General features: G+C 61.9%; 22 protein-coding genes and 1 tRNA gene. 11 read left to right on the top strand and 12 right to left on the bottom strand.

Features of this window, described 5'->3' with window-relative positions:
* The 7 genes from RMO18_RS01015 to RMO18_RS00985 all read right to left on the bottom strand — a co-directional run.
* On the bottom strand, window positions 1-881 hold an 881-nt coding region (locus RMO18_RS01015; RefSeq protein ID WP_309663374.1), incomplete at its 3' end, for an ABC transporter permease subunit.
* Window positions 882-884: 3 nt separating this feature from the next.
* Complete coding sequence (gene urtB, locus RMO18_RS01010; protein ID WP_309663373.1) at window positions 885-2,831, bottom strand: urea ABC transporter permease subunit UrtB; 1,947 nt, start codon at window positions 2,829-2,831, stop codon at window positions 885-887.
* A gap of 108 nt (window positions 2,832-2,939) precedes the next feature.
* Window positions 2,940-4,226, bottom strand: coding sequence for an urea ABC transporter substrate-binding protein (urtA, locus tag RMO18_RS01005; RefSeq protein ID WP_309663372.1), 1,287 nt, complete (start codon window positions 4,224-4,226; stop codon window positions 2,940-2,942).
* Window positions 4,227-4,611: 385 nt separating this feature from the next.
* Window positions 4,612-4,687, bottom strand: a tRNA-Thr gene (locus RMO18_RS01000).
* Between the two features lie 80 nt (window positions 4,688-4,767).
* Window positions 4,768-6,222, bottom strand: a complete 1,455-nt coding sequence (locus tag RMO18_RS00995; RefSeq protein WP_309663375.1) for a heme biosynthesis HemY N-terminal domain-containing protein — start codon at window positions 6,220-6,222, stop codon at window positions 4,768-4,770.
* The gene (locus RMO18_RS00990) at window positions 6,222-7,364 is read right to left on the bottom strand and encodes a hypothetical protein (protein ID WP_309663371.1); all 1,143 of its coding nucleotides are present in this window, start codon (window positions 7,362-7,364) and stop codon (window positions 6,222-6,224) included. The genes RMO18_RS00995 and RMO18_RS00990 overlap by 1 nt, the downstream gene beginning before the upstream one ends.
* A 57-nt stretch (window positions 7,365-7,421) precedes the next feature.
* Window positions 7,422-8,285 carry a uroporphyrinogen-III synthase gene (locus tag RMO18_RS00985; RefSeq protein ID WP_309663370.1) on the bottom strand — a complete coding sequence of 288 codons (864 nt, stop codon included), beginning with the start codon at window positions 8,283-8,285 and terminating at the stop codon, window positions 7,422-7,424.
* On the opposite strand from RMO18_RS00985, the gene tsaD reads away from it, so the two are divergent.
* Genes tsaD through RMO18_RS00960 form a run of 5 tightly spaced genes read left to right on the top strand, consistent with a single transcriptional unit; the run spans window position 8,225 to window position 11,440 of the window.
* Entirely contained in the window at window positions 8,225-9,322 is a 1,098-nt protein-coding gene (tsaD, locus tag RMO18_RS00980; RefSeq protein ID WP_309663369.1) for a tRNA (adenosine(37)-N6)-threonylcarbamoyltransferase complex transferase subunit TsaD, read from the top strand. The two genes, RMO18_RS00985 and tsaD, sit on opposite strands and share 61 nt — an antisense overlap.
* The gene (locus tag RMO18_RS00975) at window positions 9,319-10,278 is read left to right on the top strand and encodes an NAD(P)H-dependent glycerol-3-phosphate dehydrogenase (protein WP_309663368.1); all 960 of its coding nucleotides are present in this window, start codon (window positions 9,319-9,321) and stop codon (window positions 10,276-10,278) included. Before tsaD ends, RMO18_RS00975 begins: the two co-directional genes overlap by 4 nt.
* Before the next feature lie 2 nt (window positions 10,279-10,280).
* The gene (locus RMO18_RS00970) at window positions 10,281-10,553 is read left to right on the top strand and encodes a YciI family protein (RefSeq protein WP_309663367.1); all 273 of its coding nucleotides are present in this window, start codon (window positions 10,281-10,283) and stop codon (window positions 10,551-10,553) included.
* Window positions 10,553-10,972 (top strand): EVE domain-containing protein, encoded by a 420-nt coding sequence (locus tag RMO18_RS00965; protein WP_309663366.1) that lies wholly within the window; start codon window positions 10,553-10,555, stop codon window positions 10,970-10,972. The genes RMO18_RS00970 and RMO18_RS00965 overlap by 1 nt, the downstream gene beginning before the upstream one ends.
* 54 nt (window positions 10,973-11,026) lie before the next feature.
* Window positions 11,027-11,440: a DUF1761 domain-containing protein gene (locus RMO18_RS00960; RefSeq protein ID WP_309663365.1), complete on the top strand. Its 414-nt coding sequence runs from the start codon at window positions 11,027-11,029 to the stop codon at window positions 11,438-11,440.
* A gap of 239 nt (window positions 11,441-11,679) precedes the next feature.
* Here the strand turns inward: RMO18_RS00960 and RMO18_RS00955 are convergent, their stop codons facing one another.
* Together RMO18_RS00955 and ahcY are read right to left on the bottom strand one after the other, a co-directional pair.
* Window positions 11,680-12,021 carry a DUF2853 family protein gene (locus tag RMO18_RS00955; RefSeq protein ID WP_309663364.1) on the bottom strand — a complete coding sequence of 114 codons (342 nt, stop codon included), beginning with the start codon at window positions 12,019-12,021 and terminating at the stop codon, window positions 11,680-11,682.
* Between the two features lie 162 nt (window positions 12,022-12,183).
* Window positions 12,184-13,581: an adenosylhomocysteinase gene (gene ahcY / locus RMO18_RS00950; protein WP_309663363.1), complete on the bottom strand. Its 1,398-nt coding sequence runs from the start codon at window positions 13,579-13,581 to the stop codon at window positions 12,184-12,186.
* Window positions 13,582-13,743: 162 nt separating this feature from the next.
* On the opposite strand from ahcY, the gene RMO18_RS00945 reads away from it, so the two are divergent.
* The 3 genes from RMO18_RS00945 to RMO18_RS00935 all read left to right on the top strand — a co-directional run bounded on the left by RMO18_RS00945 (window position 13,744) and on the right by RMO18_RS00935 (window position 16,439).
* Entirely contained in the window at window positions 13,744-14,691 is a 948-nt protein-coding gene (locus RMO18_RS00945) for a glycosyltransferase (protein ID WP_309663362.1), read from the top strand.
* 12 nt (window positions 14,692-14,703) lie between these two features.
* Window positions 14,704-15,294, top strand: coding sequence for an HD family hydrolase (locus tag RMO18_RS00940; RefSeq protein ID WP_309663361.1), 591 nt, complete (start codon window positions 14,704-14,706; stop codon window positions 15,292-15,294).
* 269 nt (window positions 15,295-15,563) lie between these two features.
* Window positions 15,564-16,439: a LysR family transcriptional regulator gene (locus RMO18_RS00935; RefSeq protein ID WP_309663360.1), complete on the top strand. Its 876-nt coding sequence runs from the start codon at window positions 15,564-15,566 to the stop codon at window positions 16,437-16,439.
* Between the two features lie 2 nt (window positions 16,440-16,441).
* On the opposite strand, the gene RMO18_RS00930 is transcribed toward RMO18_RS00935, so the two are convergent.
* The 3 genes from RMO18_RS00930 to RMO18_RS00920 all read right to left on the bottom strand — a co-directional run bounded on the left by RMO18_RS00930 (window position 16,442) and on the right by RMO18_RS00920 (window position 18,068).
* Window positions 16,442-16,756 (bottom strand): H-NS histone family protein, encoded by a 315-nt coding sequence (locus tag RMO18_RS00930; protein WP_309663359.1) that lies wholly within the window; start codon window positions 16,754-16,756, stop codon window positions 16,442-16,444.
* 71 nt (window positions 16,757-16,827) lie between these two features.
* Window positions 16,828-17,382, bottom strand: coding sequence for an ActR/PrrA/RegA family redox response regulator transcription factor (locus RMO18_RS00925; protein WP_309663358.1), 555 nt, complete (start codon window positions 17,380-17,382; stop codon window positions 16,828-16,830).
* A 59-nt stretch (window positions 17,383-17,441) separates the two neighbouring features.
* On the bottom strand, window positions 17,442-18,068 hold the full coding sequence (locus RMO18_RS00920) for an SCO family protein (RefSeq protein ID WP_309663357.1): 627 nt from the start codon (window positions 18,066-18,068) through the stop codon (window positions 17,442-17,444).
* Between the two features lie 94 nt (window positions 18,069-18,162).
* Here RMO18_RS00920 and regB point away from each other — a divergent pair, with 94 nt between their 5' ends.
* The 3 genes from regB to tsaE all read left to right on the top strand — a co-directional run bounded on the left by regB (window position 18,163) and on the right by tsaE (window position 21,770).
* Window positions 18,163-19,551, top strand: coding sequence for a sensor histidine kinase RegB (gene regB / locus RMO18_RS00915; RefSeq protein ID WP_309663356.1), 1,389 nt, complete (start codon window positions 18,163-18,165; stop codon window positions 19,549-19,551).
* A 112-nt stretch (window positions 19,552-19,663) separates the two neighbouring features.
* A complete protein-coding gene (locus RMO18_RS00910) occupies window positions 19,664-21,238 on the top strand; it encodes a PAS-domain containing protein (protein WP_309663355.1) in 1,575 nt (524 codons plus the stop codon).
* Window positions 21,239-21,284: 46 nt separating this feature from the next.
* Window positions 21,285-21,770, top strand: a complete 486-nt coding sequence (gene tsaE / locus RMO18_RS00905) for a tRNA (adenosine(37)-N6)-threonylcarbamoyltransferase complex ATPase subunit type 1 TsaE (RefSeq protein ID WP_309663354.1) — start codon at window positions 21,285-21,287, stop codon at window positions 21,768-21,770.
* Window positions 21,771-21,930: the final 160 nt, after the last annotated feature.

The following is a 21,930-nucleotide window of genomic DNA, read 5'->3' as shown; positions in this document are numbered from 1 at the left end:
TTGATGATGCCGGCCTGCGGGTAGTAGAGCGCCCCGGCGATGGCCACGATCACCGCCGTAAGCGTGAAGACGAACAGCTTGTAGCTTTCGACCGAATAGCCAAGAAACCGGACCCGCGCCTCATCATCACGGATGGCGCGGATCACCGAGCCGAACTTGCCTGAAACCATGCCGGCAAGGCCAAGATACGCCAGCCCCAGTGCAGCCGCCGAGGCCCAGAAGAACCACATCGACACCGCATCCTGCCCCGCCGAAACGCCGGGCAGGTTCTGCAGACCTGAAAGGCCGTTGTTGCCGCGCAGGCCGCTGTCATTTTGGAACAGATACAGCGCCATGGCCAAGGTCATGGCCTGCGTCAGGATCGACAGATAGACGCCCGTCACCCGGCTGCGAAACGCAAACCAGCCAAACACCAGGGCAATCAGCCCCGGCAACGCCACCAACAGCAAAAGCTGCAGCGGCAGGCTGTGGGCAAAACCCCAGATCACCGGCAGGTCCGATGCGCCGACCACGCCGAAGATCTGCGTGGCGATGCCTTGGCTGATCTCTTCCGGGGTCGCGGGCAGACCACCGTTCAGCAGCGAGGCGACCACGATTTCCTCGGTGCGCGCATACATCAGCCACATGCCAATCATGTAGCCGCCCAGCGCGAAAAACGCCATGTGACCCAGGGAAAGGATGCCCGCATAGCCCCAGATCAGATCCATCGCGAGGGCGGCGAGGCACAGGCACAGCGTCTTGCCCAGGGTCTTGACGAACGAGGTGGAGACGAAACCGAGGCCGTAAGCTTCGGACGCGACGGTGACGATGATGGTAAAGGCCGCGAGGGCCAGAAGGAAGATCAGCACAGAGGGGTGTCGCATCACGAGGCTTTGGCGCATCGCTCAATCCCCCGCCGCGCGGCCACGCAGGGCGATGATGCCCCGTGGCCGGAACTGGATGAACAGGATGATGAACAGGATCATGTAGGTCTGCGCCGCCAAGGTGTTGGATGGGTTGAGGAATTCGATCACCTTCTGCAGGCCGCCGATCATCATTGCCCCGGCAAGCGTGCCCCAGATGTTGCCGACCCCGCCCACCACAACCGTCATGAAGGACTGCACGATGTAGTCGGTGCCAAGCTCTGACGTGACCTTTGCGAACAGCCCGATGGCAACACCGGCGATGCCAGCGATGCCCGAACCGATGCCAAAGGTCAGCATGTTGATGCGGTCGGGGTTGATGCCCATGCTGGCGGCCATCGTGGGGTTCTGGGTCACCGCGCGCACCTCAAGCCCGAGGCGGGTGCGTTTCATCAGCCAGAGGAAGAAGGTCAGGAAGATCAGCGCCAGAACGAAGATCGCGATGCGGATGTAGCTGATCGACACCACGTCGTTCAGCACCCAGGCCCCGTCCAGCCAGGCGGGCGAGGTCAGCGGCCGCGCCTGCGTGCCGAACACGTTCTTCAGGATCTGCTGCAGCGCGATGGAGATGCCGAAGGTGGCCAGCAGCGTTTCCAGCGGGCGTTTGTAAAGGTGGCGGATCACCAGCCGTTCCATCGCCACGCCAGCCCCGAACGTCACCGCAAACGCGGCTGGAACCGCTATCAGGATCGAGATGGTGTAATCCGGCACGAAAAGCTGCACGACATAGCCGGTATAGGCGCCGATGGTGATGAACTCGCCATGCGCCATGTTGATCACGCCCATCACGCCGAAGGTGATCGCGAGGCCGATTGCCGCCAGAAAGTAGATCGATGCCAGCGACAAGGCATCCAACGCCAGATCGGCGGCCTGCATCCCCGCGACCTTGGTGCCGATGCTGCCAAGCGCCACCAGTGCCGCCGCAGTTACGGCGGGGTCGGCTTCGACATAGACGTCATAGAACTTGTGCGCGGCAAGCGCGGCCGTGACCTCGTCATCGGTTGCGGCGGGTGGCACCGTTCCCGCGACTTCCATGGCGGTGTAGGCCCGGTCCCTTGCTGCCTGGGTGTTCAAGTCGGCCAAGGCGACGCCACCCACCACGCCATCGGCCAGATTGGCCACAAGTGCCGCGCGCTGCGCCTCCAACGTCAGGCGCGCGGGGGCCAGACCCGCTGCGACAAGCATTTCGTAAGCTTCGGCCTGGGTCAGGTCACGGTCCAGCTGCAGGGTGCGCGCGATGTTCAGGCTGGCATCAGGCTGGGTGGCGGTCGCGAGCCGGGTGGTGGCGAGCAGGGGGTTCAACGCTGCCCGCAAATCAAGCCCGATATCTGCCCCGAACCCGTTGATGGCAGCCACGCGCGCGGCGGAATCTGCATCGAAGCGCAGGGTCAGCAGCTGTTCCAACCGCTGCTTTTGGGCCATAAGCGACGGATCACCCTCGCCGGGGATGGATGCACGCAGGGGCACCAATGCCTCTGGCTTTGGGTCCTTGGCGACCGAGTCCAGTGCGGCCTTGCGCTTGGCCGGGTCCGGGTCGGACAGGGTGAACTGCACGAGGGCCGTGGCGATCATTCCGCGCACACCGGCATTCGGCTTTAGCACGATGATGTCAGACTTGGCGGCCAGCCCGGCTGCAGCGCCCGTCAGATCGCGCAGCGCAAAGCCGCCGTCCTGATCGGTGATGAGAAAGATCGCCCGGTCCGACTTGCGGATGCCAAGCGCCTTGTCCGCCCATGCCGCCAGCACGGCTGCGGCAACCGGGTCGTTGCTGGCCACCAGCGCGTCGATCACCGGGGCTATGGTTTGCCGCGACGCCTTTTCGACCAGAGCCGAATTGGCCGCCAGAATTTCTGCGACCGTATCGGCGCGCAAAGGCAGTGCGCAAAGCAGGACGAAGGCCGCCAAAAGGCAGGATAGGACAGACCGCATTCAAGGCTTTCCAGACAAGTGGGGCTTTCCAGACAAGTGGGGGCTTTCCACACAGGTGGAGGATTTCCAGACAGGTGGGGAGGGGCCGTTTCGGCCCCTCCGGCAGGATCAGTAGTTAGAGGTCAGCTGCACACAGGTTGCGGTTTCCTTGTTGTACATCCCGCACTTGAGGTCTTTCCAATCAGCCTCGAGCACCGCCGATTCCGGCAGGAAATCGGTCCAGGCGTCGCCGGGGACCGGGTCTGTCTGGCTGATGATATCAAACTGGCCATCGGCCCGAATCTCGCCGATCAGCACCGGTTTGGTCAGGTGGTGGTTGGCTAGCATCTCGGCCATGCCACCGGTCAGGTTCGGGAATTTCTGGCCGATCATCGCGTCCGACACAGCGTCAACTTCAGTGGTGCCGGCTGCGGTGACTGCATTCACCCACATGTTGAAGCCGATGTAATGCGCTTCCATCGGGTCGTTGGTGACGCGCTTGTCATCCTTGATGAAGGCCTTCCACTGCGCGATGAAGGCCGCGTTTTCCGGGGTGTCAGCCGACATGAAGTAGTTCCAGGCGGCCAGGTGACCGGCGAGGTTGGTGGTATCGAGGCCGGAAAGCTCCTCTTCGCCAACCGAGAAGGCGACGACCGGCAGCGTGTCGGCGGTGACGCCAGCGGCCGCCAGTTCCTTGTAGAACCCGATGTTGGCATCGCCGTTGATGGTGGAGATGACGCCGACCTTCTTGCCGTCAGCGCCCAAGGCCACAACGTCGCCCACAATCTTGGACCAGTCCGAATGGCCGAAAGGCGTGTAGTTGACGAAGATATCCTCTTTCAGGATGCCCTTGGAAATCAGGTAGGCCTCCAGAATGTTGTTCGTGGTGCGCGGATAGACATAGTCGGTGCCGAGCAGCGCAAATTTGGTCACGCCAAGTTCTTCCAGATAGTAGTCCACTGCGGGGATCGCTTGCTGGTTCGGCGCGGCACCGGTGTAGAACACGTTCTTGGAGGATTCTTCGCCTTCGTACTGGACGGGGTAGAACAGCAGCCCGTTCAGTTCCTCGATCACCGGCAGCACCGATTTGCGGCTGACGCTGGTCCAGCAGCCGAACATCACGTCGACCTTGGAGACGGTCAGCAATTCACGCGCCTTTTCGGCGAACAGCGGCCAGTCCGAGGCCGGGTCTACAACCACCGCCTCAAGTTGTTTGCCCAACAGACCGCCCTTGGCATTCTGTGCCTCGATCAGCATCAACATGGTGTCTTTCAGCGTGGTTTCCGAAATGGCCATGGTGCCGGACAAGGAATGCAGGACGCCGATCTTGATGGTTTCGCCTTGGGCAAAGGCAATCCGTGGCAGCGCCAGCGAAGCGATGCCCGATGCCAGAAGTGCGCGTCGTGTGAGTTTCATTCTTGTTTCCCCTGATGGACCGCCCACACCACTTCCAATCGCGGGAAAAACCACGATAGTGGCCGGGCAGCGTTTGTTGCACCCGTGCGGTGAGGGATGGCCGTCAGAACCTTTTCCTCGCCGCACACTTTCATTTCCCGGGAATGCCCCAGTGCTTGCAGACGAGCGAAAGCTTGCCGATGCGACAATCAGGTTTCGGTTTGGGGGGGCGTTTTCTCATCTTGCGGCGCGAAACGGCTGCTTTCTTGAGCATCGCTCATGCTGCAGCGCAGAAAACAGGCTGCGCAAGCATGACGCTTAGGTAATGGCGGTAGTGTCGTGACATCACCGAACCCGCCGAGTGAAGGGATTTCTGGATGTCACCTGACGTGGGAAGACCGAAAAGTGGTGCCGCTGAAGAGACTCGAACTCCCGACCCCATCATTACGAATGACGTGCTCTACCAGCTGAGCTACAGCGGCACTTTTCTGGTGAGGGCCGTCGTATTGCCCTCCCATAGGCAAGTCAACCCCAACATCTGCCACCGGCCACTCGACTTCGCTCAGGTCGCGCGCCTGGCAATCTCGTCGGGGCTGACCACTTCGGCATCGGCGGGTTCGGCTGGTGTGGGTTCAGGCTTGGGTTTGCTGACCATCAGCGGCAGCAAGTCGGCGATTCCGGAGCGGTCGGCAGTTGTGGCGGGCGGTTCACGCCAGCTGAGCGTGTCGAAACCGCCGCAATTTTCGCAGACCGGGCGCCAGACGGAGTGGATGGCCTGGCATTTGTCGCAGCACCATTGCGGGCCGCGCGGGGCCGACAGCGCCTGGGCGATAAGGTCGCGCACCACGGTGTCTTCGGCGCCTTCGCCGCGGGCGATGGCCGCCATCAGGGCGAGCGAGCGTTGCGTCGGGTGGCGTGTGGTCAGATCACCCAAGGCGCGGCGCGCGGCGGGGAAGTCTTCGGCGGCGATCTGCAGTTCGGCCAGCAGCATCTTCGTCTCATCCGCCTCCGGGCGCAGTGAGGTCAGCGCCTTGAACCGTTTGAGCCGGTCGGTTGCGGGTTCGTCCGGCTCGATCTCGGCGAAGGCGCCGGCGAGGTCGGGGTGCGGCTGGGCTTCCCAAGCCTTCTTGAGAACGCGGGTGGCGTTCTTCTTGTCAGCCTTCTGGATGTAGCTGCGCGCGGCCATCGCAGCGGCGGGGATCAGGTCGGGCGACAGCCTGTTCGCCTCGATCGCGGCCTCGCGGGCTTCGATCGTGGAGTCTTCTTGCAGAACCGTGGACGCCTCTTGCAAGGCCAGCACTGCGTCGCGGCGGCGGTAGACGTCTTTCGGCAGGCCACCCGTCTTCAGCTTGGCACCGAGCGTGGCGCGCGCGCCGCCCCAATCCCCGGCATCCGACTGCAACTTTAGCAGCACATCCTGCGTTTCGGCATGTTTCGGGCGCAGCTCGAACGCCTTTTGCGCCAGCTTGAGCGCGGTGTCCCGATCCCCCTCGGCCAGCTTTTGCATCAGAAGACCGCGCACGGCGACAAAGCGGGTCTTTTCATCGGCCAGAAGGGTCTTGTAAGCCTGCGTCGCGCGGGCCTTGTCACCCGCAGCCTCGGCCGCCTGGGCCACCAGAAGTGTGGTCAGTTCCGGCTTGCCAAGCAGCTTTTCAGCAGCCTGCGCCCGGGTCAGGGCCAAGCGGTGTTCGCCCGAAGCCAGCGCCATCAATCCTTCGGACAGCGCCTTGTAGCCTTTGCGTTCGCGGTTCCGGTCGAAGTAACGCGAGATCGCCGTCTCATCACCGTTGAGAAAGCGGAAGGTGGCGAGGATCAACCCGATCAGCTTTAGCACCACCCAGACCAGCGCAATCAGCGTGACCCCGAGGATGGCGGCATGCAACGGGCCGAGGGTGAATTCCCAGCCCGCCACCATGATGCGCATGGCGCCGCCGGTATCGGACAACTGGCCAGCCAACAATGCCAGCCCGGCGATGATCAGAACGAACAGGACAACCTTGACCAAGGACCAGAGCATCATTCCCCCTGTGGCGCTGTCTGGGCCGCAAGGGCCGAAAGCGCCGTTTCGGCATCAAGCCGCTGTTTGGCCAAGGCGGACCAATCCGCCAGCGGAACGGCGACTGCGGGATCAAGCGTGGATAGCTCTGTCAGGGCGTCAGCAAGGCGGCCTTCCTGAACCGCGGCCTCGGCGCGCGACAGGACGGCGTCAGGATCGGTGCCTTCGCGCGGGGTGAGCGAGCGTGCGCCGGTCTGCGCCTGCAGAAAATCCATCAGCCGCGAACCCCAACTGCTATCGCTGCTGGCGGCGCGGGCCAGTTGCAGCGCCGCCCTTGCGCCGTCAGGAAAACTTTGTTGCAGCGAGGCGAGCGTCCCGATGCCGGTTTCGGCATGGTCCGAAAGGGCGGCGGGCACGGCCTCATTCGCAAGATCGGCCAGAATGTCGGAGTAGGGCGTACCACTTGCGACGGCGGCGGCAAGCCGATCCAGCACGGCGGCGCGGCGGGCCGTGGCGGCCATCACCTCGGCCTCGGCGGCTTTGGCGGTGGCAGCGGCTTCGGCATCTGACAGCCGCTTCACCGCGTCATCGACTTTGGCGGCCAACGCATCGGGCAGGGTGCTGGAGGTGCCAAGTGCTGCCACCCGGGCCTGCAGGTCGCGCACTGCGGCTGCAAGTGCCGGTGAGGTGCCAGCCTCGCCGGGCGGCAGCGCCTCAATCGCGGCGAGGCGCTGGTCCAGCGCGGCAAAGCGGGCGTCATCCTTGGCCGGGTCGGTCGGAGTGGGTAAGGCGGCCAGTGTCGCCTCAATACCGGCAAGCCGTTCGGTGAGGGCGGTTTGCGCCGCTTGCAGGGCGGTTTTCAGGGCGGCAATCTCGGTTGCCTGCTGATCCAGCGCTGGTGAAAGATCGGCAGAAGGTGCAGCACCACGCAGACCAAAGGCATCATAATGCGACAGTCCGAACCCTATCACTGCGGCAAGTGCGCCGCCTGCCAGTGCCGGAAAGAACCCTGACTGGCGTGTGGGCGGTTGCACAGGCGGTTCGGGGGGCTGCGGCGTGGTGGGGATGTCTGGCACGGGCCGTGCGGCCGCGTCCGGTTGGGCGGGTGCGTCGTCCAGAAGGATCAGCGGCGCTTGAGGTTCGGGGGTGGTTTTTCTTGCCATGGCATCGACCCCTTTTGCTGCAACCACGCTTTACCTAAGCACCTGCAGTAGGCAGGTTCAAGAACCACGCGCCGTGAAAAGCAGCCGCTGGATCGTATCGAGCATGGCTTCTGCATCTGGGTGCTCGGCACAGCGCATTTCCTGAGGACGGATTGGCGCAGCGGCATCGCCTACCGCAGTGCTCATCGCGGCGATCAGAACCCTGGCTTTGCGGTTGGCGGGAAGGGCGCGCGCCAGCAGCGTCGCGCTGCGGGGTGAAAACAAGGGCAGAATGACCGGACCTTCCTCGCGCAGAGTTTCGAGTGCCTCGGCGGAAAGGGGTTGCGGGATCTGTTGGTAGACCGATACCGATACCGTCTCGATTCCGGCCAGATTCAACCTTTCGCCCAGATCGCCGCGGGTGTCGCGCCCGTGCAGGTGCAGCAGCGGGCCCGTGATCCCGGCGGCGATGATGTAGGCCAGCAGGGCGTCGGCATCGCCATTTGCAGACTGGGCTTTATAGCCTTCGGCCATGGCGGCACGCGCGGTCTGGGCACCGACGCAGATTGCGTCAGAGGGAAACACGTGTCCGGCTTTGGACAAAAGCCGCGCGGCCTCGACCGCCACTTCGGAAGTAAACAGAACAGCGGAATATGGCTTGTTGGGGAGGATAGCAGACAGGAACACCGGGCGCATAATCGGGGTGATGATGGACCGGACATGCGTGCCAAAACGTGCGGAAACGGCGCTGCCAAAACGGGTTGCTTGCGGCATCGGTCGGGTGAGCAGAACCGGAACCGGATAAACGCCGGATTGGGGGTGGGATTGTTTCGACATACCCGTGGTGTTACCTCCCTCCAAGCCTTCCTGCAACGGCAGCCATGACCCGAACCTTAACCATACTTGGCATTGAAAGCAGTTGCGACGATACAGCAGCGGCAATTGTATGCCACCGGCCGGGTGAACCGGCGGAAATCTTGTCGTCCGAGGTTGTCGGACAGACGGCGTTGCATGCGGATTTCGGCGGTGTAGTGCCTGAAATCGCGGCGCGCGCGCATGTGGAGCGGCTGGATGGCTGTGTCGAGCGGGCGCTTGCCGTGGCCGACATCGGGCTTGACGGGATTGACGCGGTTGCCGTCACGGCAGGCCCAGGGTTGATTGGCGGGGTTTTGTCCGGGCTGATGCTGGCCAAGGGGCTGGCGCGCAGCCGGGGATTGCCGCTGATCGCGGTCAATCATCTGGCGGGGCATGCGTTGACCCCGCGCCTGACCCATGGAACGCCGTTTCCGTACCTGATGCTGCTGGTGTCAGGCGGGCATTGCCAGTTTCTGCTGGTGCAGGGTGCTGACCAGTTCCGCCGTCTGGGCGGCACCATCGACGACGCGCCGGGTGAAGCGTTTGACAAGGTGGCCAAGCTGTTGGGATTGCCGCAGCCCGGCGGCCCGGCGGTAGAGGCCGAGGCGGCAGTGGGCGATCCGAAGCGGTTTGCCTTTCCACGGCCATTGCTGGACCGGCCAGGGTGCGATCTTTCGTTTTCCGGGCTGAAGACGGCGGTATTGCGGGCGCGTGATACGCTGGTTGCGGCGCAGGGCGGGCTGACGCGGCAAGATCGGCGTGACATCTGTGCCGGGTTTCAGGCTGCCGTCGCCGATGTGCTGGCCGAAAAGACGCGTCGCGCCTTGGCGATGGTTGCGGACGTCGGATTGCATCCCTCAGCACTTGCCGTCGCTGGGGGCGTGGCGGCGAATACTGCCATTCGGGCCTTGTTAGAGACGGTTTCGGCACAGGCTGGCGTGCCGTTTCTTGCCCCACCCCTGCACCTGTGCACCGACAATGCCGCGATGATTGCCTGGGCCGGGATTGAGCGGTTCCGTCTTGGCCTGTTTGACGATGCCACGGTTTCCGCACGCCCGCGCTGGCCGTTGGATACCACGGCGCCGGCATTGCTGGGGTCGGGCAAGAGGGGAGCGAAGGCATGATCGGCGTGGTGGGCGCAGGCGCGTTTGGCACGGCGCTGGCGGTGGCATTGGCAAAGACCGGGGGCGAAGTTCGGCTGTGGGCACGGTCGGAGCGGGACGCGCAACGCCTGCTGGCCGATCGGCGCAACGAGACGCATTTGCCGGGCGTCGATTTGCCGAAAAGCGTTACTATACATGCGGAATTGGCCGATCTGACGATGGCCGAGGCCGTGCTGCTATGCATACCGATGCAAAGCCTCGGGTCGTTCCTTGCCGCCCATCCTGGCCTTGGGACCAACCAGCCTTTGGTCGCGTGTTGCAAGGGGATCGACCTTGCCACCTTGCGCGGGCCGGTGGCGCTGATCCAGGCGGCGCGACCTGATGCCCGGGTCGCAATGCTGACCGGCCCCAGTTTTGCCGCCGATATTGCCGGCGGTTTGCCCACTGCGCTGACGCTGGCCTGCGATGATCGCTTGGGACTGGCGCTGCAGGCGTTGCTGTCGACACCGACGTTGCGGCTGTATCGCACCGATGATGTGATTGGCGCGGAACTGGGGGGTGCGCTGAAAAACGTGATCGCGATTGCGGCCGGCGTGGTGATCGGGGCCGAGCTTGGCGATAGCGCCCGCGCGGCCCTGATGACACGGGGCTATGCCGAAATGGTGCGGCTTGCGCAGCATCTGGGCGCGCGGCCAGAAACGCTGGCCGGGCTTTCCGGCTTTGGCGATCTGGTGCTGACCTGCACGTCGCCGCAATCGCGCAACTTTCGCTTTGGGCTGGCGCTGGGGCGGCGTGAGGCTTTTGATCCGGCAATCACCGTCGAAGGCGCGGCTACCGCCACAGCGGTGGCGCGACTTGCGGCCGAGCTTGGGATGGAGATGCCGGTGACAACCATGGTCGCCGCCCTTGTCAGCGGCACGATCCCGTTGGAAGATGCAGTTGCACGCCTGATGACCCGCCCCCTGAAACAGGAATAGCCATGCGTTTTGCCTTGATCTGCCTCGACAAACCCGGTGCCTTGCAGACGCGGGTGGAAAACCGGTCCGCGCATCTGGCCCATATCGAGGCGACAGGTGTGGTGGAACAGGCCGGCCCTTTCCTTGACCAGGATGGCCAGATGTGTGGCAGTCTGATCATTCTTGGGGTGAGCTCGCGTGCCGAGGCGGAGGCTTGGGCGGCAATGGACCCCTATGCAAAGGCGGGGCTGTTTGCTTCGGTCAGCGTGCAGGAGTGGAAGCGGGTGGTTGGCTGATGGCCTACTGGTTGTTCAAATCCGAACCGGATGTCTGGGGCTGGGATCATCAGCTTGCCCGGGGTGATGCGGGCGAGGAATGGCATGGCGTGCGCAACTATCAGGCACGCAACAACATGCGGGCGATGAAGGTGGGCGACCTGGGTTTCTTTTACCATTCCAACATCGGCAAGGCGGTGGTGGGGATCGTGGAGGTGTGCCGCGAAAGTCTGCCTGACAGCACGACCGACGACCCGCGATGGGATTGCGTGATGATCCGTGCGGTCCGGCCCTTTGCGCGGGCGGTCACACTTGAGGATTGCAAGGTTGCGCCGGGTCTTGAGAAGATGGTTCTGGTGAACAACACGCGGCTTTCGGTGCAACCGGTGACACCGGAGGAATGGCGGATCGTGTGCCGGATGGGCGGGACAACACCCTGACCTGTCCGCAAGTAAGCGTTTGCTACGACGTGTAAAAACGAACGGAAGGGACAAATGGAAATTCTCAATGTGATTGCTGCCGCTGTGGGTGCCTTTGCCTTTGGGGCGGTCTGGTACATGACGATGTCGAAAGCCTGGATCAGCGCCGCTGAAGTGGCGGTGGATGACAAGGGCCGCCCGATGCGACAGGACAGTGCGGGATCCGGCAACAGCCCGATGCCTTTTGTCATCGGGATCATCGCGATGATCGTGGTGGCCGGGATGATGCGACATGTCTTTGCGATGTCGGGAATTGTCAGTCTGGGCAGCGGGATCGTGGCGGGAGCCGGGATCGGGGCGTTCTTTGTGCTACCGTGGCTGGCGATGAACTATGCTTTCGCGATGCGAAAGCCTGCGCTGACACTGATTGATGGTGTGAATGTGGTGGTTGGCTGCACCATCATGGGCGCGATTCTTGAACTGTTCTGAAAAAAAATGGAGGGCTCCGCACCCCTACGGAACCCTCCATCCACCCCACGTGCTCCCCAAGCACCACACGTGATCTGATAAGGGTCCCGGGCTACTGCCCTGTCCAACTAACATCGCCCGAATCCGGGCTGGTGGCAAGGAAACGACGCTTAGAGCTTGTTTCAAATGGCGCGGATCGCCGGGAATGCAGACGCCCGCACCGTTGCCGGGCGCGGGCGGATCTTGTGGCGACGGGTGGCTTACTTGTAGGCCGACTCTTTGCCGAAATGCTTGGTCAGCATGTAGTAGACCACCGCGCGATACTTCTGGCGTTCTGACCGGCCATAGGTATCGATCACCGCATTGATCCCATCCATCAGGCTGGGTCCGTCTTTCAGGCCAAGCTTCTTGATCAGGAAATTCGCTTTCACCCGCTCCAGCTCCGCCGCATCGCTGGCGGCAACGGTGGAGGCATCGTTGTCATAGACCGATGGGCCGCAGCCGATGGTCACCTTGGTCAAAAGCGCCATGTCAGGCGTCATTTTGCATTTGTTCTTCAGATCATCGGCATATTTCGCGATGAGATCGTCTCTCTTACCCATGAGTTTTCCTCGTCATTGTACATGTCCCTGGTTCCCTCCCACACCGGGAAGAGACGCGTGGAAGCTTACGGCAAGACGGTCAAACGGCAACGGGAAAAGAATGCAGACTTTCCCCATGGGCGGAACGGCGATCCCCGGCAGTAGGCCGGGGATCTGGGTCAGTTAGTAACGGTAGTGATCGGCCTTGAACGGGCCGTCGACGTTGACACCGATGTAATCGGCCTGATCGCGGCGCAGTTCGGTCAGTTTGACACCGATTTTCTTCAGATGCAGGCGAGCGACCTTTTCATCCAGCGCCTTCGGCAGGATGTAGACGCCGGGTTGGTATTCGGCACCCTTGGTCCACAGCTCGATCTGGGCGAGGACCTGGTTGGTAAAGCTGGCCGACATCACGAAGGACGGGTGACCCGTGGCGTTGCCGAGGTTCAGCAGACGGCCTTCGGACAGAAGGATGATCCGGTTGCCCGAAGGCATCTCGATCATGTCAACTTGTTCCTTGATGTTCGTCCACTTGTGGTTCTTCAGCGCGGCGACCTGAATTTCGTTGTCGAAATGGCCGATGTTGCCGACGATGGCCATGTCCTTCATCTCGCGCAGATGTTCCAGACGGATGACGTCGCGGTTGCCGGTGGTGGTGATGAAGATGTCGGCGCTGGCCATCACATCTTCCAGCAGAACCACTTCGAAGCCGTCCATCGCGGCCTGCAGGGCGCAGATCGGGTCAACTTCGGTGACCTTCACCCGCGCGCCGGCCCCTTGCAGCGAGGCGGCGGAGCCTTTGCCAACGTCGCCATAGCCGCAGACGACGGCGACCTTGCCGGCCATCATCGTGTCGGTCGCGCGGCGGATGCCATCGACCAGCGATTCCTTGCAGCCGTATTTGTTGTCGAATTTCGACTTGGTGACCGAGTCGTTGACGTTGATCGCCGGGAACGGCAACTGGCCCTTCTTGTGCAGATCATACAGGCGGTGGACGCCGGTGGTGGTTTCCTCGGACACGCCCTTGATTGCGGCTTTGGTCTTGGTGAACCAGCCGGGGCTTGCCTTCATCCGCTTGTGGATCTGCAGCTTGATCACTTCTTCTTCTTCGGACTGCGGCACCGAGAGGATGTCTTCGCCTGCCTCGGCGCGCGCGCCCAGAAGAACGGAAAGCGTGGCATCGCCGCCGTCATCGAGGATCATGTTCGCGCCGACCCCTTCTGCATTGGCGGGGAACATGAACGAGCGGTCGAGGTAATCCCAATGTTCGGTCAGGGTCTGGCCCTTGACGGCAAAGACCGGGGTGCCACCGGCGGCAATGGCGGCGGCGGCGTGGTCTTGCGTCGAGAAGATGTTGCACGAGGCCCAGCGCACATCAGCGCCGAGGGCGGTCAGCGTTTCGATCAGCACGGCGGTCTGGATCGTCATGTGCAGGCTGCCGACGATCCGTGCGCCTTTCAGCGGCTTGGATGCGCCAAACTCCTCGCGGCATGCCATCAGGCCGGGCATTTCGGTTTCTGCGATGGTCAGCTCCTTGCGGCCATAGTCGGCCAGAGCGATGTCTTTTACGATGTAATCCATAGGTCTTGCTGCTTCCGTTGCTTTGCCTGCGCTGGATCGCAAGCCCCGTTTCCGTGATGTCGCGGACTTAGCAAAAGTGCGGGGTCTTTACAACGAGGAGGAACAGTTGAACCATGACGCTGCAGTTTCGCAAAGCCCACACCGCAAGGACTATCCCTGTTCATGACCGAACTTTTGTCGACTGCCCGTGATCGGGCGATGGTTATGTGCTGCGATCAACGCTACATTCCATATGCTTTGTTCCTGTGCTGGCAGGTGGCGATGCACTGCCCGTTTCGCAGCTTTGACATCATCATCGTGACGCAGGATGATCTGGTGTTGCCGGACTGGGCGCTCGCGCTTGGGATCACGGTGCACCGGATTGGCGAGATGGACCCTGCGGCCGAGGCCGCCAGATTCAAGGGTTCTCTGGCGCCGATGATGCGGCTGATGCTGGCCAAGGAACTGGGCCACCGTTACCGCCGATTGCTGTACCTGGACGGCGATATCCATTTTGACGGCGGCGATCTGGACCGGTTGATGCAGATAGACATGGGGCCGCATGCCATAGCTGCGGTGCGTGACCTGATGATCCTGCACAACCCGAATTACCACCACGGCGACATGAAGGCGATGGGCCTGCCGAAGTTCAACTACTTCAACAGCGGCGTCATGGTGATCGACACCAAGGCGTTCATTGAGCAAAAGGTGGCCGAACGCGGCTGGGCGGTTGCCGAAAAGCACCCGCTCGCGCTGGAACTGGCCGATCAGTCGATCTTTAATGGCGTTCTGCAGGGGTCTTACGCCGAGCTTGCGCCCTGCTGGAACTGGTGTTCCTCCTATGTGATTCCGATGTTCACCTGGACCTATCCGGCAAACTTCGTGCACTTCATTGGCAGCACCAAGCCGTTCTTTCCCAACAAAAAACCGCTCGACGCGCGGTTTCGCAAGGCCTACGCCGACTTCTTTCGCAACTACATGCCAGAGATGGAAGCGACGCTGCCGCCGCGTGACCCTACGCCCATTTCGCTCAGCAAGGCTTCGCAGTACTTCTTGTTGCACCTCAAAGGGTTGAAGCATGTGCCAAGTGGCCTCGCGCGGTTCAAGGACGCGTGGGATGTGAAGCTGTAGCGGAGCAAGGGCATGGCTGTACGCGCGTGGCAACGAATGCTGTCCGGTCGCAGGCTGGATCTGCTTGACCCGACACCGGTAGATATCGAGGTCGAGGATATTGCGCATGGGCTGGCGTTTGTTGCGCGCTGGAACGGGCAAACACGGGGCGATTGGCCATATTCGGTTGCCGAACATTCGCTGCTGGTCGAAGAGATCTTTACCCGGTGCAATCCCGGTATCGCGGCGCGCTGGCAACTGGCGGCGCTGCTGCATGACGCCCCGGAATATGTGATCGGAGACATGATCAGCCCGGTGAAGGCCGCGGTCGGGCCGGGCTACGGTGAATTGGACCTTCGGTTGACGGCGGCGATCCATCTGCGCTTTGGGTTGCCGGCGGTGCTACCCGCGCCAATCAAGAAGGCGATCAAGGCGGCAGACAAGGTTTCGGCGTGGCTGGAGGCGGTGCGAATTGCCGGGTTCAAGGAGGCCGAGGCCGACAAGTTGTTTGGTCGTCCTGCGGCTGAGACAATCAAGGATCTGGAAATAAGACTGCGTCCGCCCGCGACAGTGCGGGCGGACTATGTGTCACAGGTTGCGGCCCGACTTGGCGCCATGATCTAGCGGCCCGATCCGTTTGTGAGCCTATTCCGGCGCTGCACGTCCCAGATGCGAAGGTCTTCGTCGCTGGGATAGCCAAGATCAGCTTCGCGCCGCTGGGCCCGGCGTCTTTCGGCAGGCGTCGGAAGACGAAATCCGGCGGCGATCAACAAGGAGTCTGCGAGGATATTCAACATTTTCTGCTTCCTTTCTAAGTTCCATATGGCTTTATCTCATGAAAAGCGCGCTTGATCGAATCAGAAACCCTTTTGAAATGTTAGGCTAACTATTATATGGCTATTGATTGGCGAAACCTTCCGTCGCTGACCAGCCTGCGTGCCTTTGCGGCCACAGCAGAGCTGCGCAGCTTTTCCAGTGCGGCTCGCGCGCTGAATGTAACCCATGCAGCGGTGGCCCAGCAGGTGCGCGCGCTGGAAGATCACTTCGGCCTGTCGCTGGTTCAGCGCGACGGGCGTGGCGTCAGCCTGACGGCCGAGGGCGAACAACTTGCCGCTGCGGTGGCAGAGGGGTTCGGGGCGCTGCAGCGTGGAAGCGAGGCCCTGCGTAGCGGCGGTGCGGACCGACCGGTGCGGGTTTCACTGACGGCAAGCTTCGCCGCACAGTGGTTGATGCCACGGCTGCGCGACTTTTGGGAAAAGCACCCGGACATCGGGCTTTCGATGCACCCGGACAACCGGATCGTCGATCTGCACCGGGATGGGATGGATCTTGCCATTCGCTATGGCAACGGCAATTGGCCGGGGGTGGAGGCGAGCTTTCTTGCCTCGGCCCGTTTGGTGATTGCGGGGGCCGTATCGATACTTGGCGACAAGACGCAGCTCAGCCCAGAGGAAATGCGCGGGATGGATTGGATCATTTCCCGCAATTGGCCGGAGCAGGACAACTATTTGCGAAGCCTCGGGCTTGACCCACAGGATCTTAGCCAATCTGATTTCCAGAATGCCGAATTGTCAATTGCCGCAGCACGCCAAGGGCTTGGGCTGGTCGTTGACAGCTATGCGCTTGTTGCATCGGAAGTCGCCGAGGGGCGCATGCGGGTGGTTCACGAAAGTCGGGACCAGCTGCCCGCCTATTTCCTCGTGACGCTGCCCGGGCCACAGCGCGCTGCAACCCGGGCCTTTATCAAGTGGCTAAAATCTCAATCCTAAGATCAGATCGACATGTCGTCCGGCTTTTTGCCAGCTTTCAGCGCAGCGGCGAACCACCGCGGCTTGCGCCCACGGCCTGACCAAGTGTCAGATTTATTCGCAGGATTCGCATACTTTGGCACTGCAGGCGCACGCTTGCGAACGGGGGTAGTACCCGTCAATTCAGCGAGGGAAAAGCCCATTGCACGGGCCTTTTCCTCAAGTTCTGCAAGTGCTTGCCTTTTACGGCGATCTTCAAAGCCGGCAATTGCTTTTGCTACCTGCGATTGCAGATCCTTCAGTTCCTTCAAGGAATAGGTGTCAAGCGAAATTGTCATGGAGTCATCCTTAGAGTCTTTTCACTTGCATTACCTATGCTCTGCGACAAAGGAACGCAACCGAATTGGCGCTACCTTGGACTGCGCTTAGCCAGAATCCGCTGCAATGTCCTTCTGTGCATATTCAATCGGCGCGCTGTTTCTGAAACATTTCGGTCGCACATTTCATAAACGCGCTGAATATGCTCCCAGCGCACCCGGTCTGCGGACATTGGATTTTCAGGCGGCAATGGCAGCCCTTCACCGTTGGCCAAAAGCGCATGCGTCACGTCATCCGCGTCTGCAGGCTTTGAAAGATAATCAATCGCGCCAATCTTTACGGCGGCAACAGCAGTTGCAATTGCGCCATAGCCGGTGAGAACGACAATCCTGCAATCAGGGCGCTTTTCCCGGAGCGCCTCGACCACGTCCAGCCCGTTGCCATCTTCAAGGCGCAGATCGACCACGGCGTAGGCCGGCGGACGGGCCAGTGCAATGGCGCGGCCTTCGGCGACGCTTTCCGCAGTTTCGGGCTGAAATCCGCGCTTTTCCATAGCCTTGGCCAGCCGCTTGACGAATGGTTCGTCATCATCGACCAACAGCAAGGTCCGGTCCGCCCCAAGGTTCGCAACAAGATCCTCAGCCATAGTTTTTCCCCTTCATTCGCACCTTCCGGAATTGCCGGAACCGGCGTCGCACGGTGGCGTCACATCACATCTTCCGTGGCTGTCAGAAAGCAAGCCACCTGTTCGGCCATTTGATCGGCCATGACCTCGCGTCGATAGAAATCTGCAAAGCCCGTGCCCGGAAGCATGAGATAGGTCATCGTGGTATGGTCGACGAGGTAGAATTCATCCTCGGACGGCTGTTTTTGAAAAAAGGTCTTGTAGGCCATCGACGCGGCCTTCACTTGATCGAGGCTGCCGGTCAGGGCGACCAGCTTTGGATGCAGGTTCTGCGCATATTCGGCCAACACTTCGGAGGTGTCACGTTCCGGGTCGATGGTGATGAAAACCGGCGTCACGTCGAAGCCGCGCTCTTCCAGAATATCAACCGCTTCGACATTGCGCGCCATATCCATCGGGCAAACGTCGGGGCAAAAGGTATAGCCAAAGTAGACCAACGCGGGTTTGGCCAGAACTTCGGCATCGGTCACTTGCTGCCCATCCGTATTGACCAAGGTAAACGGCCCGCCAATATCGCCGCCTGCAACCTGACCCGAACGGCACTTGGCAAACGCATCATCGCCCTGCACAGACCAGATGTAATAGGCCGACGCACCCAGAAACGCCGATACCGCGCCCACCGCAACGCCCGCATAGAGTTTTGTCATCGACCCGCCCCACAAATTCCGTGTCTGTCGCATTGATCCCAAAAGACTGCGCCCTTAACAATGGCAAACCCGCAAAAGGACATCTGGTCGCGCAATGGTTACAGCAAACTGGGGCTTTCTGGTCGGGGGTGGGCGCAGCAGCTGGGTGCGGCTCAGGACACTGATCATGCTTCGCTGGATGGCGATTGCGGGTCAGTTGACCGCAATCACCGTGGCCGACCGTTTGTACGACTTATCACTGCCCCTTGGTCTTTGCTACATGGCGGTCGGGGCGTCGATCGCGGCCAATCTGTTTTCCATTCTGCTGTTCCCGGAAAACAAACGCCTGACCGAGAACGAGGCGTTGCTGACGCTGTTGTTCGATCTGTCGCAGTTGTCGTTCCTGATCTTTGTGGCCGGGGGGCTGACCAACCCGTTTGCTTTGCTGATCCTTGTGCCGGTCACCATTTCTGCCAGCGCGCTGCAGCTTAGGACGACGGTGTTTCTGGGGCTGACGGCGATCATCCTGATCTCTTTGGCCGCGCTTTTGCATTCGCCGCTGCGCTTTGACGATGGGCGCGAGTTCCTGATCCCGTCGCTGTTCGAGTTTGGCTTCTGGCTTTCCATCGTGACCGGGATCCTGTTTCTGGGGTTTTACGCCCGCCGGGTCGCGACCGAGATCAGGCTGATGTCAGACGCCCTGTTGGCAACCCAGATGGCGTTGGCGCGGGAACAGAAATTGACCGACCTTGGCGGCGTGGTGGCGGCCGCGGCACATGAATTGGGCACGCCGCTGGCCACCATCAAACTGGTCAGCGCCGAACTGATGCACGAATTGAAGGCCCGCCCGGAGCTTTTGGAAGATGCAAAGCTGATCCGCGATCAGGCCGACCGCTGCCGCGACATCTTGCGCGACATGGGCCGCGCCGGGAAAGACGACCTGCATCTGCGCCAGGCCCCGCTGAGTGCAGCGTTGCGTGAGGCAGCAGAACCGCACATGGCCCGCGGCAAGGCGGTTCATTTTCACGTGGGCCCAGCCGAGGGCAGTTCTGACCGGCAGCCAACCATATTGCGTCGGCCGGAAATCATTCATGGCCTGCGCAATCTGGTGCAGAACGCGGTCGACTTCGCGCGCAGTGCCGTCTGGATCGAAGCGCAATGGACGGAAAAGACGATTTCAGTGCGGATCATCGATGACGGCGAAGGCTTTCCGCCAAACCTGATCGGGCGGATCGGCGATCCGTTCATGCGCGCCCGCAAGTCAGACATGGCGGCATCGTCGCGCCCTGAATACGAAGGCATGGGGCTCGGCCTGTTCATCGCCAAGACGCTTCTGGAACGCTCTGGCGCGGAGTTGACCTTTGCCAATGCCACCGACCCGTTTCTGACGCCGGATGACCGCCCGGAACGCTGCGGTGCCGTGGTCGAAGCAGTCTGGTCGATGGCGGATCTTGCCGCCCCGGCAAACCTGGCACTTGGCGCCAACCGCAGGAACGAACCCTGAGGCCCCTGTTTGGTGGCACCGCGCTTCGTACACCTCCCTTAAGCTTAACCAACGGTTAACTTCTTCCACCCTAGGCTGAACGGCGGGAGTGCTCTGGGTAGGGATTGCGTGGTTGTCGACCGACTGGATATTCGCGGCTGGAATGGTGCTGACTGCAACACTGGTTGCGCTTGGCTGCCTGATCTTGCTGGCCGCTTTTCAAAGCCGTCGCGCGCCAGTGACCGACAGTCTGTTTCAGCAATCGGATCAAGCCACCGTCTTTGTCTTTGACGGCGAGGCGATGATCGACGCCACCCCCAGCGCGCGGTTCATGCTTGCCTCAAGCGTGGTGCGGGGCGGGCCGTGGCTGCGTCTGCTGGCGCGGCTTGGCCCGATGTTTCCCGAACTTGAAGCGCGGGTCCTGACCCTGCACGGCGATGGCCAGTTCATTCTTCCCTCAAAGGAGGGGCTGCTGCCGCCACTGGTGCTGCGGGGGGAATATGTCGGCGGTCTGATCCGGCTAACCCTGATCAACACTGATACCGAACAGCGCGAGCCCGGCCGTGACAGTGCGGCGGATTCGGCGCTGCAGCAGGAGGTTTCGGCGCTGCGGAACGTGCTGTCCAATGCGCCGATCCTGGTGTGGACCGAGGCGCTTTCTGGCGACGTGGTCTGGGCCAATCAGGCCTATCTGATGCGCGCCGCTGACCTTTTGCCGACTGGCACGGACCTGTCGTGGCCGTTGCCGCGCATATTCAACACCGCCGCCATTGCCCCCGGAGGCAAGCCGCAGCGCCAGAAACTGGCGCTGGAGGGCGGGCCGCAGTGGTTTGATCTGGTCGTTGTACCAGCGGGAGACCAGCGGCTGGCCTATGCGTTGCCGTCGAATGCCGCCGTGCGGGCCGAGGGGTCTTTGCGCGATTTCATGCAGACTTTGACAAAGACCTTCGCCCATCTGCCGATCGGCCTGGCCATTTTTGACAAGGACCGGGTGCTGCAACTTTTCAATCCCGCGCTGGTCGATCTGACGACCTTGCCGCCGGATTTCCTGATCTCGCGGCCGTCGTTGAACGGGGTGCTTGATGCTTTGCGCGACCGGGCGATGATCCCCGAACCCAAGGACTATCGCACCTGGCGCAAACAGATGATCAAGCTGGAGGAGGACGCCTCCTCTGGCCTCTATGAGGAAACCTGGAGCCTTCCGGGCGGCCAGACCTTCCGGGTGATCGGTCGTCCGCATCCGAACGGCGCCCTGGCGTTCATGTTCGAGGATATCTCCTCCGAGATGTCACGCACCCGGCGCTACCGGGCCGATCTGGAATTGGGCCAGGCGGTCATCGATGCCGTGGACGAGGCCGTTGCAGTGTTTTCGCAAGGCGGTCAGTTGGTGATGTCGAACTTCGCCTATGCCCAGCTGTGGGACCATGACCCTGCTGTCCTGCTGTCGGATGCGGGAATCGGGTCATTGTCGGACTGGTGGCGTGACCACTCGGCCGCAAGCCTGATCTGGGCGGACGCAATGGATTTCGTGATCACTGCGGGCGACCGGACTGCATGGGAAGGCGAGGCCCGCTTGTTGGATGGCAGGCTGATCAGCTGCCGCTTTCGCCCGATCACCGGCGGTGCCACGCTGATCACGTTCCACGTACAGGCGGCTGGTCTGGCGCTGACATTGCAGCCTGAGGAGCCTGGGTTGATGTCGGCCTGACCAAATCCGACTTGCGGCGGGTGCCAAGCGGGATAGACTCCCCGGCATGCCGCAAAGCCTTCCGCTTCCCACCCACATGACGCTGCGCCTGCCAACGGCGGAGGCAACCTCGCGCCTTGCCGAGCGGCTTGCCCCCCTGTTGGCGCCAGGCGACACGCTGCTGCTCGACGGGCCGATTGGCGCGGGCAAGACCCATTTTGCCCGGGCGCTGATCCAGACGCGGCTTGGGCGCGCGGAAGACGTCCCCTCGCCAACATTCACGCTGGTTCAGACCTATGATGGCGGCGGGGTCGAGATCTGGCATACCGATCTTTACCGGCTATCGCACCCTGACGAGGTTTGGGAACTTGGTCTGCATGACGCATTCAGCACCGCGATCTGCATTGTGGAATGGCCAGACCGGCTGGGACGCCACCTGCCGCAAGACGCGCTGCGGATTTCGCTGTCATCCGAGGGGGAAGGCCGTCTGGCAACATTTTCCGGCGGCCGTAAGGGCCTGATCGCGGCGCTTCGGAACGCGATTGATGCCTGACCGGGCCACCGCAGCGCAGTCTTTCATTGCTGCAGCTGGCTGGTCTGCGGCGGAAAGGCGACACCTTGCTGGCGACGCATCAGACCGCAGCTATCAGCGGCTGACCCTTGCCGGACGCAGCGCCGTACTGATGGACAGCCCGCCCGGCACTGGCGATGAC

The sequence above is a fragment of the Tabrizicola sp. genome (genome assembly GCF_031377265.1).
GTDB lineage: Bacteria > Pseudomonadota > Alphaproteobacteria > Rhodobacterales > Rhodobacteraceae > JAUYQR01.
Note: the sequence above shows the minus strand (reverse complement) of the source record. Positions and strands in the feature narration are given on the sequence as shown.

Coding starts and splice junctions, on each gene's coding strand:
- RMO18_RS00955 (WP_309663364.1), bottom strand. CDS start 12,021: ATGGGTAAGAGAGACGATCTCATCGCGAAATATGCCGATGATCTGAAG.
- RMO18_RS00960 (WP_309663365.1), top strand. CDS start 11,027: ATGGAAATTCTCAATGTGATTGCTGCCGCTGTGGGTGCCTTTGCCTTT.
- RMO18_RS00970 (WP_309663367.1), top strand. CDS start 10,281: ATGCGTTTTGCCTTGATCTGCCTCGACAAACCCGGTGCCTTGCAGACG.
- RMO18_RS00975 (WP_309663368.1), top strand. CDS start 9,319: ATGATCGGCGTGGTGGGCGCAGGCGCGTTTGGCACGGCGCTGGCGGTG.
- urtA (WP_309663372.1), bottom strand. CDS start 4,226: ATGAAACTCACACGACGCGCACTTCTGGCATCGGGCATCGCTTCGCTG.
- RMO18_RS00935 (WP_309663360.1), top strand. CDS start 15,564: ATGGCTATTGATTGGCGAAACCTTCCGTCGCTGACCAGCCTGCGTGCC.
- tsaE (WP_309663354.1), top strand. CDS start 21,285: ATGCCGCAAAGCCTTCCGCTTCCCACCCACATGACGCTGCGCCTGCCA.
- RMO18_RS00940 (WP_309663361.1), top strand. CDS start 14,704: ATGGCTGTACGCGCGTGGCAACGAATGCTGTCCGGTCGCAGGCTGGAT.
- RMO18_RS00920 (WP_309663357.1), bottom strand. CDS start 18,068: ATGACAAAACTCTATGCGGGCGTTGCGGTGGGCGCGGTATCGGCGTTT.
- ahcY (WP_309663363.1), bottom strand. CDS start 13,581: ATGGATTACATCGTAAAAGACATCGCTCTGGCCGACTATGGCCGCAAG.
- regB (WP_309663356.1), top strand. CDS start 18,163: ATGGTTACAGCAAACTGGGGCTTTCTGGTCGGGGGTGGGCGCAGCAGC.
- RMO18_RS00945 (WP_309663362.1), top strand. CDS start 13,744: ATGACCGAACTTTTGTCGACTGCCCGTGATCGGGCGATGGTTATGTGC.
- RMO18_RS00930 (WP_309663359.1), bottom strand. CDS start 16,756: ATGACAATTTCGCTTGACACCTATTCCTTGAAGGAACTGAAGGATCTG.
- urtB (WP_309663373.1), bottom strand. CDS start 2,831: ATGCGGTCTGTCCTATCCTGCCTTTTGGCGGCCTTCGTCCTGCTTTGC.
- RMO18_RS00925 (WP_309663358.1), bottom strand. CDS start 17,382: ATGGCTGAGGATCTTGTTGCGAACCTTGGGGCGGACCGGACCTTGCTG.
- RMO18_RS00990 (WP_309663371.1), bottom strand. CDS start 7,364: ATGGCAAGAAAAACCACCCCCGAACCTCAAGCGCCGCTGATCCTTCTG.
- RMO18_RS00995 (WP_309663375.1), bottom strand. CDS start 6,222: ATGCTCTGGTCCTTGGTCAAGGTTGTCCTGTTCGTTCTGATCATCGCC.
- tsaD (WP_309663369.1), top strand. CDS start 8,225: ATGACCCGAACCTTAACCATACTTGGCATTGAAAGCAGTTGCGACGAT.
- RMO18_RS00965 (WP_309663366.1), top strand. CDS start 10,553: ATGGCCTACTGGTTGTTCAAATCCGAACCGGATGTCTGGGGCTGGGAT.